Raw genomic sequence first — 16,090 nt, 5'->3', positions numbered from 1 at the left:
AGGTTTTCGGGTATAGTACTCATCGAGTAGGGTTCCTCCTTGGTGATATCGCAGTCCCGAGGATACCCTACTTTTTTGTTGCCTGACTAGGCTCCAAAACATGGTACACAAACTACTATACGTCATCGCCGACCAACGGAGCGCGATGAAATACCTGCAAAAATGCAGGTAAATCCAGCGTTTATGCTGGAAATCTTGCTGATGGAGGAAAATACCTGCATTTTTGCATCTATCCTTTTCAATAGGGGCGATATCGGAAAAAATAGATGTATATATGCAGGTATTACGCAAAAAGAATGGTGCGGGCGGTGGTCGGTCGGCCCAACGGAATGGCTGGCGGACAAGCTGATAAACAATAAGCATAAGCTGATTTTAGCCTATTCGATGCTTAACTTATGTTCGTTGCTGCTATTAATTAGCTTCTTGCTATGGTTAACATGGTATACAAAAAAAGAAATTTCGTACATGACCATGGCCATAGTGAGCGTTGCTGTTGTAGGGGATCATCGTTCAAAGCTATTCGGAAGCGAACAATGTCTTTCGGAGCGGTCAAAATAACATAAATTAAAGTTGGTGTTTGCTCATGCTCGATACAGTCGCCGCTCATAGATATTTATATCAATTTCTAAAGGCCCGCGTTAATCTAGATCAACTTGAGCAGTGGCTTTATAGTCATGAAGAACTCGAAGAGATATTGGGAAAAGAACATTATTACCAATTTATAACCAGGGATTACAAAAGCAAATATGCAAACTCGGAAACCCAAAAGCAGATCAGACTTCTTCCCATAAAAATCGGATTCTACGAGCAGGAAAGAATAATAATTAGCTTAACTGAATTGCTCGAAAAACCTGAATACTATTTTGAAATTTTGGATTCGTTGTATGACGATTACTGCGATGGGTATTCCTTTCTAAGGTATATTGCGATGTCTTATGCATCTACGCTTGACGAGGAAAGGATTTTTCTGAAACAAAATCATGTCGCAATGAATCGCTACAGAGAAAAATTAAATGACGAAGCCAAAAGAATCTTAGGTTTCTTTCATAATAAACAACTTTTTATAGAAGCCGAGCATGAATATATTGATCTTAGAGCAGAGAAGGATCGAATTGAAATACTTCGTATCAACGAAATGTTAAATGATCGATAAGCAAAATTACATAGGAGCGGAGAAAACATGAACAACATTCAAGCCGTTCTTTTTGATCTGGATAACACGCTCTTAGATCGAACCCGTACTTTTCAACATTTCACATCATCGTTCGTTCATGCTTATTTCCAACACTCCAATCAAATTGATTCCATTGTGAGCCGTATTATTGAATTAGATGAAGATGGTTATAAGGATAAGAACTTATTGTTTACGGAGCTGCTAGAAGAACTTCCTTGGCTGACTAAACCTGAGATCAACGAACTGCTGAGTTACTATAACGTACATTATGTAGAAAATGCTTTATTGATGGACTACGCATCGGAGATCATAAGTCATGTTCGGCAGAAGTATAAACTGGGTTTAATTACAAACGGAAGAACTAAAATTCAGTACGGCAAGATCGATCGGTTAGGAATTAGAAATCATTTCGACGTCATACTCGTCTCTGAAGAGGCTGGCGTGAAGAAGCCGGACCCTCGGATATTTGAAATGGCATTGGAGAAACTCGGTCTTCATCCAGAACAATGCCTGTATATTGGGGATCATCCCAAGAACGACGTTGAAGGCGCAGGGAAATCTGGAATGAAGACGATATGGCTCGAAGCGAATCAATCATGGAGAGAAGAGATAGTGATCAGGCCGGATTATACAATTAGACATTTAAAAGAACTAGCAGAAATACTGTAAGTAGCATTAATGCGTTTGAATACGTGTGGAAGGAAGCGTGCCGTAAATGTCGATTAGAGGATTGAGGTTTCAAACGAATCAGGGAGATCATATTCAAACGGACCACATTTTTTCATTTTTAAATGCTAATGATTACCTATGGTACATCGATAATTTAGACACGTTGGATGCTGAATTGGACATCAATTTCAACGTGAGATTCACTGACGGTCAACAGTTACTGAAGGATTTTAGCGAGCATGCGGTGCACGCCATTTTCGGTGAGTTTTTTGCTTTTAAAAAAGAGAATGAACATGTTTCTAACGAACCGGAAATCAATAATTGGGATGATTTCGTTCAAAGCTCGGCTCAGATCGTTGTGCTTATTGCGGATTGTTACTATATTGACGTGTATTTAAAGGATCCCGAGGTTATAACAAGTTGTTTTCAATTTATATCGAGCAGAGGGTTTACGCCAGAGCTAATCGATCAAACGGATGCCAGATATAAGTTTAAGGTGTGGTAGTTTTATAGTTTAAAGCTTCCTATCACAGCAACTAAGAAAAGCGGTTCTGGTCGTCGTGGGGCTGTGAAAAATGCTTTTCGTGCCATTACGGGAAAGAAGCCCACACCGAATCAAGTTTATTCGATGTCCCTCATCTGGGGGAGTTACATCGGCGAGTTGATGATTCGCCATCAACCGGATCGACAGTGGCAGTGGTGCAGCGAGGACGTTTTCGGAGACGGAGCATGCATTCATGTCAAGGCCGAAAACAGGAGCCGTACGTTTCCCATCGATAAGGTGATCAAAAGGTTGACGAACGGTCCCATAGATAATGTGCAATCGTTTTATGATGTGACGAAAGCCCATTTTTAAACAATCCGTCCGCCCGGCGCTGCACGAAGGCCGGACTGGGCGGATCGTCTCTCCTATTATTGATTTTTCACTTCAAAAGGATAGTCAAACGCCACTTGCCGCTTCGAAAAAGCGCTTCCTGAGTCGATCGCGTACACTTCATTTGGCTTGATCGTGAACCGGTAGCTTTGTCCCTCGATGATCATATCGACATCAACGGCCGCGGCTTCGATGCCGATGATCTCCAGAACTTGGCCGCGCAGACCGGTAACGACCGTTACGCCGTTAGAGGCGCCGAACGCCTGCTTCCCGTTTATCGAACCTGTGAACATGCCGTTTTTGCTTTCCAATACAAAGCGGTCCTCGCCCCATTGCTGGGTATAGCTTCGTTCGTAATCCGCGTCCCGCAGACCTCCCCAATAGACCCGATCCTTGCATAGATGCACGCCATAGAGCCGAGACAAATATTCCAGCGCCGACAGGATGGCCGGTCCATAACCGTCCTTGGCCTTGCTAGGTTCCGCCGTGAAGGGATCGAACTGCTGCGGGAAAAAGCTATGCTTCGCCAGCACGCTCAGATAAATGTTGCCGAGCAGCGTGATTTCGGCGTAATGCCCGTAATTCTCCAGCGCCTGAATCGCCCGCTGATAGGTCAGGCTCTCGGGCTGTCCGCTCCAATCGTTGCTCGCGATGTTCCGGAACAACGGATCGTTCGCCGCGATCGAAGGCAGGGGCATCGGCGTCCAGAACTCCGCGGGATTAAGCAGGTGTCGGCCGATGAATTCATCCGCCATCGCTTGCGAGAACCCGCCGAAGTACATGACCCGCAGATTGTTGTGCACAAGCACGTCCATAAATTCGTTATTGCAATCCCTGTCGTAACAAGCATACTTGTCGGGACGCCAGAGATACGACGCGATTTTCGTGCGAACTTCCTCCGCCTTAGCCCGCCAGTGCGGCGCTTCTCCGTTCCCGAGCTCCCAGGCGATCAGCGAGAGAACCTCTCTCCCGTGGCAGGAATAGCCCATAACATCCATCGATTCGTACGGAACCTGGCCGATGCCGGAAGGCGGGGTTTCTCCATCCCACATATACGGCGCCCCCGCCAGCCGCGTGCTGTGATCCTCGCCGGTATCGTAGACGCACCAGGTTTCGAGACAACCGTCCCCGTCCGAATCCCGATTTTTCCATAAGTACGCATCGAATCGCTCAAGCACATCATACAGACGCTCGAGATAAGCGCGGTCCTTCTTCATCCAGTAATACACGTTCAGCGCAGGGCCGGGGAAGCAGTAGCCTTGGAACCAGGCAAAGTCCGCATGCAGCTTCCCGTCCAAGACCGAGATCATCCCGGGCATTCTGCCGTCTTCTCGTTGATTTTCCATGAAGATGAGCTGGTTGTTCAGCGCCGCCTCCATGTTGCGCTTCGCATACATCTCGCCGCCCATCGGTTGCGTTTCAAGCCATACGTTCGGATAATACGATCCCTCGACGAGCACCCGATAGCCCGGGAACGTTTGGAGATTCTTTTTCGCCATGTCCTCGCACCGGTCGAACAGCTGCTGCAGCGCGCAATGATCCGTCCTGAAAACCACGTCGGTCGCAGGCAGCGATGCCTTACCGATGTCCACGCTTTTGCTCATGCCGCTTTCCTCGCAATCATCTATAGAGTTAGATACATCTATTGTCGTGTGGAATCGCCCGTCATTCCTTGAAAATTCTGCAGAGTATCTTCAAAATCATGCAAAAAAAGAGCCCGCCGTGGCGCGACAGGCCTTTCAAGCTTGATTGCGATATTGCGTCGGGGACAACCCGCACAGGTCGCCGAATACCTTGGAGAAATAGTTCGGATCGTTAAAGCCGACGTTTATCGCAATTTCTTTGATCGAAGCGCCGGATTCGGCCAGCTGCTTTTTGGCGTCATCCACGCGCAGCCGATTGATGTAATGGTTAATCGTGACGCCCATCTTGTTTTTAAAAAGATGATTGATATAAGACTCGCTGCAGTGGCAGTGCGCCGCGATCCGCGCGACGAACAGCTGCTCCGCGAAGTTGTTGTGTATGAATTCGAGCGCGTGAATGAGGATGTAATCCGAATTCGAATTCGTGTTTTTCCTGACCTGGACGGGGGCGGCGGGATGCGCGCTCAGCGCGTCCGCATAGATGAATCTCACGTACTGCGCGGCGATCGACAGCAACGCTTGGATGAGCGGAGGGTCGGGCACGTCGGCGGACAATTCGGAAAAGTAATGCGCGATCATCGCGTCGTAATCCAGGTCATGGGATTTGGCTATTTTTTTCATGCGATGAAGCGCTGTGCGAGGCCGGCTGCGATAAGCGCCCGCGAAGATGGTGACGACGGTCTCTTCTTCATGAAAAACGGGGACGACGTATTCCTCGACGCCCGCATAGCACATCCCGTAAAAAGGACGTTTGAGCCGGGCGCTCTTCTCCGCGATCGCCTCCCGTTTGCACAAGCATCGGTCGAACAGGCTTTTGCTGGACGACTTAATGAACATGCAGTAGCTGTTGCGATGAAGGAGGAAGGGGTTCAGCAGATTGGAAAACGCCGGATCTCTCGTAATGACGGCATGGTGGTCGACGATGCAAATCTGCAGCTTGTACTGCCGGCTGATATGCGAGAGATAATCGTACAGCGCTTCGTACTTCGGGTTCTCCATCGTCAGTCCGCCTTCCATGATTAGCCGATATTTCTAGCAAGCTTGCAGAATTTTGAAGGAAATGCCGGCATTTCTATACTACATTAGCGGATAAGCAAATTGAAGGAGGAATATTGAAGATGAAAAACAAAAGCCATCAGGCGGACCTCTGCGTCGTCGGCGGGGGATTGGCAGGCATGTGCGCGGCGATCGCCGCGGCCAGGCACGGAAGCAAGGTCGTGCTGATGCAAGACCGGCCTGTACTCGGCGGCAACGCCTCCTCGGAGATCCGGATGAACGTAGGCGGCGCGCTCGGCCCAAACAAGCGGGAGACCGGACTGCTCGAAGAGATCGAGATGGAAAACCTGCGTCGCAACCCGACTGCGTGCTATTCGGTCTGGGACAGCGTGCTCTACGAAAAGGTTCGCTTCGAACCGAACATTACGCTGCTGCTCAATTGCACGTGCACCGAAGCGGAGATGGGCGGCGCGATCGATTCAACGATCAAGTCCGTGAAGGGGTGGCAGCTGACGACCGAGACGTGGCACACGGTCGAAGCGACGCTCTTCGCAGACTGCTCGGGAGACAGTATCTTAGCCCCTCTCACGGGCGCCGAATTCCGTTACGGCAGAGAGGCGGCGAGCGAATTCGGGGAGTCGATCGAGCCCGAGCGGGGGGACAACCATACGATGGGCCTCAGCTGCCTCTTTCAAATCCGGGAGACGGACCGGCCCCAGCCCTTCACGCCGCCTGCCTGGGCGCATACGTACGCAAGCGACGACGACCTGCCGTACCGGCCGCACGACAAGCGTACGAATTTCTGGTGGATCGAGCTTGGCGGCGACCGCGACGCCATTCACGACGCGGAGGAGACAAAGGACGAGCTGCTGAAAATCGTGTTCGGCGTATGGGATCATATGAAAAACCGCGGCGATCACGGCGTGGAAAACTGGGTTATCGACTGGATCGGCTTCCTCCCCGGCAAGCGGGAGAGCCGGAGGTACGTAGGCGATTATATACTGACGCAAAACGATATCGAAGCGGAAGGGCGGTTCGACGACCTCGTCGCCTACGGCGGCTGGAGCATGGACGATCACTTCCCGGCGGGCTTCCATCACAAAGGAAGCCATCCGACGATTTACCATCCGGCGCCTTCTCCCTACGGCATTCCGTACCGCAGCTTGTATTCCAAAAATATCGACAACCTGTTTTTCGCGGGACGCAACATCAGCGCCACGCATGCCGCGATGAGCTCGACGCGGGTCATGGGCACTTGCGCGATGCTCGGGCAGGCGATCGGAACGGCGGCCGCGATCGCGGTCCGGGACCGTCTAATGCCAAGAAGCGTCTACCGGCATCGCATGCAAGAGTTGCAATCGACGCTGATGGAAGACGACTGTTACTTGCCCTGGCGCAAAAGAGCGCAGCCGGCATTGACGCTAAGCGCCCGTCTTAGCGCGTCGATCGGCGACGCGGAGCCGCTGCGCAATGGCTGGGACCGGCCGGTCGGGGACGCGGACAACGCCTGGACGGGCGCGCCGGGCGATTGGATCGAATACCGGTTCGACGAGCCCCGCCGCGTCCGCAGGCTGCGTTTCGTATTCGACAGCCATCTGAACCGGAAGATCAGAAACATGTTGAACAGCTATCCGCTGCAGAGCAAAAACTATCATTTGCCGGAGACGATCGTGAAGGACTTCCGCGTGGAATACGAGGACGAGAGCGGCGCATGGACCGAGCTTGCGGCGATCCAAGGAAACTACCATCGCCTTCGCAAGCTGCAGGTCGACGTGACGACGAGAGCGCTGCGCCTCATTCCGATGCGCACGTGGGGAGCCGACCAAGCGCGCATTTTCGCCTGGGATATCGACGAGTAACGCGCGGACAGCGCGTTGGCTGCACTTCGCTCCAACTCGCCGCACACAAAATTTGTTGCATCAACTTCCCAAATCCGTCGATCTTGCAAAGCTGCGCTTCCTGCTATGCTAAGTCTATCAAATCACTTGGAAAGGAAGTGGACACTTGAGCAACACGCTTGCGAGACGGAAAAGATTCGCCGGATTGTGGCAGATGCGGGCGCTGTACTTCATGCTGCTTCCCGGGGTGGCGTGGTTCCTGATCTACCGATACTTGCCGATGTACGGCGTGACGATCGCGTTCAAGGAATACAACATCATGGGCGGCTTGTTCTCGAGCCCATGGGCGGACCCGTGGTACAAATATTTCCGGATGTTTTTCGAATCCCCGTACTTTTCTCAGATTCTCGGCAACACCGTCCTCATCAGCGCCTACAAGCTGGTCTTCGGCATGCTGCCGCCGATCCTGCTGGCGATCCTTCTGAACGAATGCCGGGTCGGATGGTTCAAGAAGTGGGTGCAGACGCTCACCTACATGCCTCACTTCTTGTCCTGGGTCATCGTGTACGGCATCGTGCTCGCCTTTTTCTCCGAGAGCTCGGGGCTCATCAATCGCTGGATCGTGGAACTCGGAGGCAAGGCAGTTCCGGTCCTGACGTCGACGGATTGGTTCCGGTCGCTGCTGGTCGGCAGCGACATCTGGCAAAATCTCGGCTGGGGCGCGATCATCTACCTGGCCGCGATCGCCGGCATCGATCCGACGCTGCATGAAGCCGCGACCGTCGACGGGGCGGGAAGGCTGCGCGTCATCTGGCACATCATCCTGCCCGGCATCCGCGGAATCTTCATCCTGCTGCTCATTCTGCGCCTCGGACAAGTGCTCGACGCGGGCTTCGAACAAATCTACGTCATGTACAATCCGCAGGTGTATCCGGTCGCCGACATTCTGGATACCTGGGTGTTCCGTACGGGTCTCGAGCAGATGAACTTCAGCTTGGCGTCCGCAGTCGGCTTGTTCAAATCAGGCATCGGATTCGTATTCGTCCTCTTATCCAACGCGCTGGCGAAGCGGTGGGGCGGCGGGATATGGTAAAGTCCAAACGCGACCTTGTCTTCGATACGGCGATCTTTATCGTGCTGGCATTCGCCGCGCTGGCCGCCGTCTTTCCGCTGCTGTACGTATTCTCGGTATCTCTGACGCCCTACGCGGAAGTCGTCAAGAACGGCGGGTTCGTGCTGCTGCCGAAGCATATCACCTTGTCGGCCTACAAGGGGCTGTTTCAGCAGACCGGCCTGCCGCAGGCGTTCGGGGTGAACGTGTTCATCACGGTCGCCGGAACGTTCGTCAACATGCTGTTGACGGTGCTCATGGCTTATCCGCTCAGCCGCAAAAAGCTCAAAGGAAGATCGTTTCTTCTGCTGCTCGTCGTGTTCACGATGCTGTTCAGCGGCGGCCTCATCCCGACTTATCTTGTGGTCAAGGCGACGGGCCTCCTCAATACGGTCTGGGCGATGATCGTGCCGAACGCCATTTGGAGCTTCAACATTTTGATTATGAAAAGCTTTTTCGAATCGCTGCCCGAGGAGCTGTTCGAGTCGGCGAAAATCGATGGCGCGGGGGAGAGCCGGATCCTGCTGCAAATGGTCGTGCCGCTCTCGCTGCCGAGCATGATGACCGTCGGCCTGTTCTACATGGTCGGGCACTGGAACGAGCTGTTCCAGGCGGTCCTGTACGTGACGAATCCGGACCTTCATCCGCTGCAAGTATTCGTGCGCAACATTCTGCTGCAGAGCCAGATGAGCGAAATCGCGGTCGACGTCACGCTGCCGACGCAAACGCTGCAGATGGCGGCCGTCCTCGTGGCGAGCCTGCCGATCATCGCCGTGTATCCGTTTATTCAGAAGTACTTTACGAAGGGCATGCTGCTGGGCTCGATCAAGGGCTGACAAACCAGGATAAGCCCTGAAGAGCGCGGAAAAAACGGTTGAAACCAAGGCAAACGCCTTGATTCAATAGATTCAATAGAAATGATCAACTCTCTAACGAGAAAGGTTGGGGCAAATGAACAAAAAGAGCTTCGGGGTCGCGATCGCTTCATTAGGCATGCTGGGCACGCTGCTAGCTGGCTGCGGAGGCAGCAACGACGAGAACGGCGGGGCGTCTCCTTCTCCGTCGGGGACGACGGCCGGTTCGGCTTCGGCCGCGCCAAGCCAATCGGCATCGGCATCGCCGGAATCAAGCGAGAAAATGAAAATCGAAGTCGTCAAAATCGGTTGGGGCACGAAGCTGCCTGCGGACGACTTCGTCAAGGCGGAGCTCGACAAGAAGCTGAACATCGATCTGACGCTCAGCCTGCCGGCGAATCCGGACGAGCTGAAAAATCAGTTGAGCACGCGCATCGCCGCCGGCGATTATCCGGACGTGATGGAGCTCGCGGACCGCAATCATCTGCTCCAGCTGGCGCATATGGGCGCCCTGCTCGATCTGACGCCGTACCTTGACCAACTGCAGGACGCGCAGAGCCTCGCGACTGCGGACGGCGTCAAGAAGGGCACCGTCGACGGCAAATCGTACGCGATCGCCAAAGCGCCGAACCTGCTCGCGCAGTCCTACTGGATCCGCAAGGACTGGCTCGCCAAGCTGAATCTGCAGATGCCGACGACCGTCGACGAGCTGTTGGCCGTCGCCCAGGCGTTCGTCGAGAAGGACCCGGACGGCAACGGCAAGAAGGACACGATCGGCATGACCTCGAACGACTGGAACGCGTTCAACCCGTTGTTCGGCTCGCTGGGCGTCGGCAGCTCGTACAAAGACATCTATATCAAGGACGGCAAGGCGATCGGGGCCGTCTACGACCCGGCTTATAAAGACGCGATCGCCTCCGTCCAGAAGTTTCTGAACGCAGGCGCAGTCGATCCCGAGGTATTCTCCAACAAAGGCTCGGCCGCGACGGACAAAGCTGTCAAAGGACAGGCCGGCATCTTCTACGGAGACTGGAACCTGTTCAAGGACGAGAACCAGACCGCGATCAAAGCGGCCAATCCGAACGCGGAATGGGAGGTCGTGCCGGCGTTCAAGGGCGCCGGCGGAGACTTCGACAGCTCCTACGACCTCGGCAGCGCTTCGGGCTTCGTCGCCTTGCCGAAAAGCCTGGAGAAAAATCCGGACAAAGTGAAGCGCATTCTCCAGCTGCTCAACTACGTCTCGACAGGCGAAGGATTGAACCTCGTCGAATACGGAATCGAAGGCACCCATTTTACGATGAAGGACGGCAAGCCCGCGGTCACCGACAAGATCGGCGATGCTTCGTTCAGCTGGGTGTATCAAATCATGGGCCGGCCGGAGCAGGAATATTTGCTTACAAAGTTCGCCAAGCAGTCCGCGCAGATCCAGGCGGCGTCCTCGAAGCCTCGCCTCGACGTGTACAACAGCTTCATCGACACGCCGCAGACGGTGAATCTGGCCGACGCCCAGCGCTTCATGAACGACGAGCTGCTGAAGTTCGTCTTCGGCAAGGCCCCGATGAGCGAGTACGACAAGTTCTTGTCCACGCTGGACGGCACGTACGGCTACAAGCAATACGTGGAGGAGGCGAACAAACAACTGAAGGCGCTCGGCTATTTGCAATAAGGCTCTAAAAGAAGCGAAGGGGAGCTAGGCTGCCCTTCGCTCTCTTTGCTACAATGTTCGTATTCGATCGATCGTCCCGGGAGGAAGCTCCATGCGCGCAGCCCTGTACAGACTCAAGCCGAAAACGATCAAGCACAAGCTGTTCGCCGCCTTCGTACTGCTCATCTTCGTGCCGCTGCTGCTGCTTCAGCTCAGCATGTACGACAATACCGAAAAGCTGATCTCGCACCGGGTGAGCGAGCAGAACAGCCTGCAAATGGGACAAGTCCGGCAAAACTTCGAAATCATGAGAAGCTTCATGCTGACCTCCGTCGTGACGCTGGAGCTGATGCTCCGGCAGCAGGAGGTTTTCGGCGCGGGCAACGCGATCGAAGCGTCCGAGCGCGGCCGGATCGTGTCCGAGAGCCTGCGCAGGCTCAAGGAGCAAAACGAGCTGAACAGCGCGCAGCTGTCGTTTACGGTGCTCGATCTGGCGGGGCATGCCTATATGGACGGCGAGGGCCCCGCGGATTACGCCGCGCTGCGGCAGGAGGGCGGTTTTCGGGCGATCGAGAACGGTCAAGTGAAATACGTGTGGATCAGCGGCGCATCCGCGCAAAACGCCGTGCCGAGCGAACTGTCGCTCTACGCGCTCCTGGAGAGCGAAGGCAGCGCGTTCGCCATGGTACATGTCGCCTTCCGTTTCGAGGACTGGCTGCGGTCGATCGCCAAAGCGTTCGCCGTCTATCAGGACTATTACATCCTGGACGAAAAGGGCGAAACGCTGGCCAGCACCCGAAGCCGGGGACTGGACGCTGCCATCTACAGAGATGTCGTGCTAACCGGGGAATGGAAAAACGGCGTGCATCAAAATGCGGTCGTAAGCGTCGGCACGCTGCCTTCGCTCGGATGGACCATCGTAAGCAGCTTTCCGATGGAGATCTACTTCGGCGACCTGCACCAGCAGCAGATCCGATATTTGCTCACCTTTATCGGAATCATGCTGGCGTTCGTCGCGATTACGTTTTACGTGCTCCGGCGCATTACGCGGCCGCTCCACCTGCTCGAGCGCCGCATGTCCGAGACGGTGGAGCAGCGGTTCGTCAAAGGGATCAACGAAAAGCCTTACGAGGGCGAGATTCTGTCGCTGTCGCGTACGTTCAACCGGATGCTGCGCGACATGCAGGATCTCGTCGCCAAGATCAAGCGGGACGAAAAGCAGAAGGAAGCGCTCCGCTACCAGAGCCTGATCGCGGTCATGAATCCGCATTTTCTGCTGAACACGCTCAACACGGTGAAGTGGCTGGCGATGCGCAAAAACGAGCGGGAAATCGCTTCGATCTGCGTGCAGCTCGGCCTGCTGCTGGAGACGAGCCTCAATACCGACGTCGAGCTGATCCGGGTGAGCGAGGAGCTTGAGTTGATCCGCGCCTACGTCGCGATCCAGCAAAATCGCCATCTTCATCCTTTTTCGGTTCGTTATGAAGTCGGTCCGGAGCTCGAGCATGCGCTGCTGCCCAAGATGACGCTGCAGCCGCTCGTCGAGAACGCCATCATTCACGGCTTCGCAGGGACGGAAAAGGAAGGCGCGATCGATATTTGCATCCTCGCGCAGGACGGCCGCCTCGTCATCGAGGTGGCGGACGACGGTATCGGGTTGGCGGCATCGGCCCAGGTCAAGCGGATCCGCAAGCGGAACAGCATCGGCCTCGCGAATCTGCGCGAGCGGCTGGCGTTGCTGTTCAAATCCGACGCAAGCCTCGAGACGGATTCGGACGATGCGGGGACGCGGGTGCGGATCGTCATCCCGCTGCTGGTCGCCAAGCCGTATGACTCAGCTTATTCGTAAAGGAGGCGCCTGCCATGTGGAAAGTCGTCATCGTGGAGGACGAAGCGTTCGTCAGAGATTCCCTCAGGGAGATGATCCCGTGGACCGAGTCGGGCTTCGAGCTGGTCGGGGAAGCGGGCAACGGCGAGGAGGGCGCCGCGCTCGTCGAGACGCTGCGGCCGGATATCGTCATAACGGACATCATGATGCCCAAGATGGACGGGGTCATGATGCTGAAGACGGCCAGGGAGCAGGGCAGCGAAGCGCGCTTTATCATGCTGACGTGCATGAACGAGTTCGAGTACGCGCGTCTGGCGCTCGAATACGGCGCCAGCAGCTATATCCTGAAGCTGTCGATGACGATCGAGACGCTTCAGGAGGCGCTGGCCAAGGCGGCGAAGGAGCTGTCTGCCAGAAGCGAGGGGAGCCGGTTCCGCCGGCTGGAGCGCTACGAAGCCGTCTACGGGAAGTTATGGGACGGCTATGAATCCGCGAATGGGGCGCCTTTTGCGCCGGTCTTCCCGGATATCGAGCCGCCGCTGCCGTACGTATCCGTCTTTTGTTTGCTTCAAGGGGAAGCGAGCGGGGGTTCATCGTCCTTCGTTCAGCGTTTGTTCGCCGAAGCGCCTGCTACGGAGCGAATCGTTCATTCTTATGCCTCTTCAGGTGTCACGACGTTTTTTTGCTGGTGTAGCCAGCCAGGCGTTGCTTCCGTAAACGCATTATCTTTAGAAGGCGGGGCGGTCTTCGCCTATCGTCTCGACCTGAAGGGCGAACGTCTCGAACAAGGCTGGCTGGATGTGCTTCGGCGGCTGGACGCGCTCTGGTACGGACGCGACAAGGGGCCGATCCGCGTCGGGGAGACGGCCGTACAAGCGAAGACAGCGTCTTCGCAGCGCCAGGAACCCGGGCGAAGAGCCTACTGGGGCGAATGGCTGGCCAGCTTCGAGCATGTCAAAGTCGCCGACTGTCTCGCGCTGCTCGCCCGCCAGTGGGCGGACATGGAGCGCCGCGGGCTGCCGTTCCTGCAGGTCAAAGCCGAGGCCGGGCAGCTGCTCCGTCTGATGGAGCAGTACGTTACGCCGTCGCCGTCCGACTACGAGCAAATCGAGACGGCTGTCACGCACGGACAGCTGCTGGAGCGGATGGAGCGCATCGTGTCTGAGGCCGTCGACCGCATCGTGCAGGAGCGTTCGGCCTTCACCGATCATGCCGAGATCAACAAGGTCATCGGCTATATTCATACGAACTATCAAAAAAACATTACGCTGCGCTCGATGGCATCGTTCGCTTCGCTCGACGAGAGCTATCTTAGCAGCCTGTTCAAGAGAAAAACGGGGTTCAGCTTGATTCAATTCGTTCAGCAGGTCCGCGTCGACCGCGCCAAAGAGCTGCTCGCGGAAGGGAAATCCGTCAGTCAGGCGGCGGAGCTCGTCGGCTTCGTTAACGACAGCTATTTTATAAAAATATTCAGGCGGTTCGAGACGCAAAGCCCGGCGGAATTCAAAAAGAGCCTTGCGGCCGGACGCGGCTGACGGCGCGCGAAACGCAAATCTATTGCATGAACAGCAGAAAGCTGTTGCTAGTTCGCTCCCCCTCCTCTTGCTATGCTGATCATGCAGGAGGAGGGGGGATTTTTTTTGCGCAGATCGTGAGCATGAAGGATCCGAAAGCGATTACAAATCAAGGAGGCGTTTCTTAATGAGGAACATATGGCGGTTCAAAGCGCTGGCTGCTTTGCTTCTGGTAACGCTGATCGCTCCGGTCTCGGGACAGCTGGGCGGAGCGGACAAGGCTTACGCGGCTACGCCGTCCAACCCGAATGCGACGCAGGCGGTACAGGACGTGCTGAATTATTTCGACACGGTATATACGAACAACAAGATTATCTCGGGACAGTTCGTCAGCGACGTATACGGCTTCAACGAGATCGACCATATCGGCTATCTCGCGAGCAAATATCCGGCCATGATCGGCATGGACTTCGGTTATAAGCATACGAACGGCACGCTCGGCGAGGTGGCCGACTGGCGGAACTATATGGTGGCTCAGGCAACCGATTATTGGAAAAAGGGAGGGCTCGTCCAGCTCTCCTGGCACGAGACGAATCCGCTCGACGCGACGCCTGACGACGGCGGCTGGAACAGCGTGATCAGCACGATGACGCAGGCTAATTTTGATAAGGTTACGACGCCCGGCACGCCCGAATATGCCAAGTGGCTGGCGCATGTCGATACGATCGCGGGCTACCTGAAGACGCTGCGGGATCAAGGCGTCGTCGTGCTGTGGCGGCCTTACCACGAGATGAACATCGGCTTTTGGTGGGGCGGAAAGTCGCAGGCCAGCTTCAAGAAGCTGTGGCAGAACATGTACGACCGGCTCACGAATTATCATGGTCTGAACAATCTGATCTGGGTGTGGGCGCCGGCGCGGGACAATTTTAACGCTGTACCTGGAGGCTTTTATCCCGGCGCATCGTACGTGGATCTGGGCGGGGCTGATGTCTATGCGGAGGAGAGCACGAACGAAAAGTTTTCGCTTGCGAACGCCGAACTGGCCGCTATTATGAACGGCAAGCGCTACGGCTTGTCCGAGGTCGCCAAACTGCCGGATTTGGCCGCGCTCAAGAACACCTTCGACTATACCTGGCTTCTCACTTGGTCCACCGGCTGGCTGGACAATGAATTTTACGGGAGCCCGGGCGGGAACGGGCCGGGCAACATCGGCTGGGACGTGAGGGCCTTCTATCAGAGTCCCGATACGATCACGAGAGCGGATGTTCCCGCATTCGGCAGGACGATCGTTCCCGAGACCTTCATCTTCAAGGATGCCTTCAACGTCTACATTAACGGCGTTATCGTATCGTTGAGCAACTGGACGACGACGGCAACCGGCGGAGCCGTTGCGCTCTCGAATGAGAAAACCGTTGGATTGGCGGGCCGGGACCAGAGCATGAAGATCAGCAAAACGTCGACTACGGGCGAGACGAGCGCCAAAAGGACGTTCGGCCCGCAGACCGGCATCGTAAACGTCAAAGCGACGATCCGCACGGAAGAGGCGAGCTGGAAGGACTTCCTCGTCGTGGACAGCTCGAGCCCAAGCAAGGTCGCCCTGCACATCGGCCTGCAAAACGGATATTTGCGGGCCTATGACGGATCGACGCTCGTCGCGCTGCAGCCGATCGACTATGCCAAGTGGTATGACGTGAAGGCCGTACTGAATACGACGACCAAGAAGTACGACCTGTACGTGAACGGCGTGAAGAAGGGCGATCAGCTTAGCTTCCGGGATACGGGAGCGGTCAACCTCAATAAATTAGCGTTCGGCGTCGCCAGCAACGACACGGGCACTTTGTATGTCGACAACGTCAGAATAGACAAGTAAGACTGAACCGATCGTTCGAGATCCCGGTCTTCGTCGCGCAAGCGACAAGCGGCTTGGGCCGGGATCTCGGCTCG

12 protein-coding genes are annotated in these 16,090 nt (G+C 55.2%); 10 read left to right on the top strand and 2 right to left on the bottom strand.

Features of this window, described 5'->3' with window-relative positions; all coding sequences use genetic code 11:
• Positions 1-583 precede the first annotated feature (583 nt).
• The 3 genes from ACFOTD_RS13485 to ACFOTD_RS13475 are packed head-to-tail and all read left to right on the top strand — an operon-like array spanning position 584 to position 2,348.
• Positions 584-1,153 carry a hypothetical protein gene (locus ACFOTD_RS13485; protein WP_378119504.1) on the top strand — a complete coding sequence of 190 codons (570 nt, stop codon included), beginning with the start codon at positions 584-586 and terminating at the stop codon, positions 1,151-1,153.
• A 27-nt stretch (positions 1,154-1,180) separates the two neighbouring features.
• Positions 1,181-1,843, top strand: a complete 663-nt coding sequence (locus tag ACFOTD_RS13480; RefSeq protein WP_378119502.1) for an HAD family hydrolase — start codon at positions 1,181-1,183, stop codon at positions 1,841-1,843.
• A 46-nt stretch (positions 1,844-1,889) separates the two neighbouring features.
• Entirely contained in the window at positions 1,890-2,348 is a 459-nt protein-coding gene (locus ACFOTD_RS13475; protein WP_378119500.1) for a DUF2691 family protein, read from the top strand.
• 407 nt (positions 2,349-2,755) lie between these two features.
• Here ACFOTD_RS13475 and ACFOTD_RS13470 read toward each other — a convergent pair whose 3' ends face one another.
• Both ACFOTD_RS13470 and ACFOTD_RS13465 read right to left on the bottom strand, forming a co-directional pair.
• On the bottom strand, positions 2,756-4,321 hold the full coding sequence (locus ACFOTD_RS13470; protein ID WP_378119499.1) for an MGH1-like glycoside hydrolase domain-containing protein: 1,566 nt from the start codon (positions 4,319-4,321) through the stop codon (positions 2,756-2,758).
• Between the two features lie 135 nt (positions 4,322-4,456).
• Positions 4,457-5,359, bottom strand: a complete 903-nt coding sequence (locus tag ACFOTD_RS13465) for a helix-turn-helix domain-containing protein (protein ID WP_378119497.1) — start codon at positions 5,357-5,359, stop codon at positions 4,457-4,459.
• A 119-nt stretch (positions 5,360-5,478) separates the two neighbouring features.
• Between ACFOTD_RS13465 and ACFOTD_RS13460 the strand changes: the two genes are divergently transcribed.
• From ACFOTD_RS13460 to ACFOTD_RS13430, 7 genes are all read left to right on the top strand, one after another.
• Positions 5,479-7,215, top strand: a complete 1,737-nt coding sequence (locus ACFOTD_RS13460; protein WP_378119495.1) for an FAD-dependent oxidoreductase — start codon at positions 5,479-5,481, stop codon at positions 7,213-7,215.
• A gap of 193 nt (positions 7,216-7,408) precedes the next feature.
• The gene (locus ACFOTD_RS13455) at positions 7,409-8,287 is read left to right on the top strand and encodes an ABC transporter permease (RefSeq protein WP_378119522.1); all 879 of its coding nucleotides are present in this window, start codon (positions 7,409-7,411) and stop codon (positions 8,285-8,287) included.
• A complete protein-coding gene (locus ACFOTD_RS13450) occupies positions 8,281-9,141 on the top strand; it encodes a carbohydrate ABC transporter permease (RefSeq protein WP_378119493.1) in 861 nt (286 codons plus the stop codon). The genes ACFOTD_RS13455 and ACFOTD_RS13450 overlap by 7 nt, the downstream gene beginning before the upstream one ends.
• Before the next feature lie 115 nt (positions 9,142-9,256).
• The gene (locus ACFOTD_RS13445; RefSeq protein WP_378119491.1) at positions 9,257-10,825 is read left to right on the top strand and encodes a type 2 periplasmic-binding domain-containing protein; all 1,569 of its coding nucleotides are present in this window, start codon (positions 9,257-9,259) and stop codon (positions 10,823-10,825) included.
• Positions 10,826-10,916: 91 nt separating this feature from the next.
• On the top strand, positions 10,917-12,653 hold the full coding sequence (locus ACFOTD_RS13440; RefSeq protein ID WP_378119489.1) for a sensor histidine kinase: 1,737 nt from the start codon (positions 10,917-10,919) through the stop codon (positions 12,651-12,653).
• Positions 12,654-12,667: 14 nt separating this feature from the next.
• A complete protein-coding gene (locus ACFOTD_RS13435; RefSeq protein ID WP_378119487.1) occupies positions 12,668-14,167 on the top strand; it encodes a response regulator in 1,500 nt (499 codons plus the stop codon).
• A 166-nt stretch (positions 14,168-14,333) separates the two neighbouring features.
• Positions 14,334-16,016 carry a glycosyl hydrolase gene (locus tag ACFOTD_RS13430; protein WP_378119485.1) on the top strand — a complete coding sequence of 561 codons (1,683 nt, stop codon included), beginning with the start codon at positions 14,334-14,336 and terminating at the stop codon, positions 16,014-16,016.
• The last annotated feature ends 74 nt before the right edge of the window (positions 16,017-16,090 follow it).

The organism is Cohnella sp. GCM10012308 (genome assembly GCF_042649185.1).
In the GTDB taxonomy this organism is placed as follows: Bacteria; Bacillota; Bacilli; order Paenibacillales; family Paenibacillaceae; genus Cohnella.
This window is presented reverse-complemented; position numbering and strand designations above follow the sequence as displayed.

Coding starts and splice junctions, on each gene's coding strand:
- ACFOTD_RS13445 (WP_378119491.1), top strand. CDS start 9,257: ATGAACAAAAAGAGCTTCGGGGTCGCGATCGCTTCATTAGGCATGCTG.
- ACFOTD_RS13465 (WP_378119497.1), bottom strand. CDS start 5,359: ATGGAGAACCCGAAGTACGAAGCGCTGTACGATTATCTCTCGCATATC.
- ACFOTD_RS13440 (WP_378119489.1), top strand. CDS start 10,917: ATGCGCGCAGCCCTGTACAGACTCAAGCCGAAAACGATCAAGCACAAG.
- ACFOTD_RS13475 (WP_378119500.1), top strand. CDS start 1,890: ATGTCGATTAGAGGATTGAGGTTTCAAACGAATCAGGGAGATCATATT.
- ACFOTD_RS13460 (WP_378119495.1), top strand. CDS start 5,479: ATGAAAAACAAAAGCCATCAGGCGGACCTCTGCGTCGTCGGCGGGGGA.
- ACFOTD_RS13430 (WP_378119485.1), top strand. CDS start 14,334: ATGAGGAACATATGGCGGTTCAAAGCGCTGGCTGCTTTGCTTCTGGTA.
- ACFOTD_RS13485 (WP_378119504.1), top strand. CDS start 584: ATGCTCGATACAGTCGCCGCTCATAGATATTTATATCAATTTCTAAAG.
- ACFOTD_RS13450 (WP_378119493.1), top strand. CDS start 8,281: ATGGTAAAGTCCAAACGCGACCTTGTCTTCGATACGGCGATCTTTATC.
- ACFOTD_RS13455 (WP_378119522.1), top strand. CDS start 7,409: ATGCGGGCGCTGTACTTCATGCTGCTTCCCGGGGTGGCGTGGTTCCTG.
- ACFOTD_RS13480 (WP_378119502.1), top strand. CDS start 1,181: ATGAACAACATTCAAGCCGTTCTTTTTGATCTGGATAACACGCTCTTA.
- ACFOTD_RS13435 (WP_378119487.1), top strand. CDS start 12,668: ATGTGGAAAGTCGTCATCGTGGAGGACGAAGCGTTCGTCAGAGATTCC.
- ACFOTD_RS13470 (WP_378119499.1), bottom strand. CDS start 4,321: ATGAGCAAAAGCGTGGACATCGGTAAGGCATCGCTGCCTGCGACCGAC.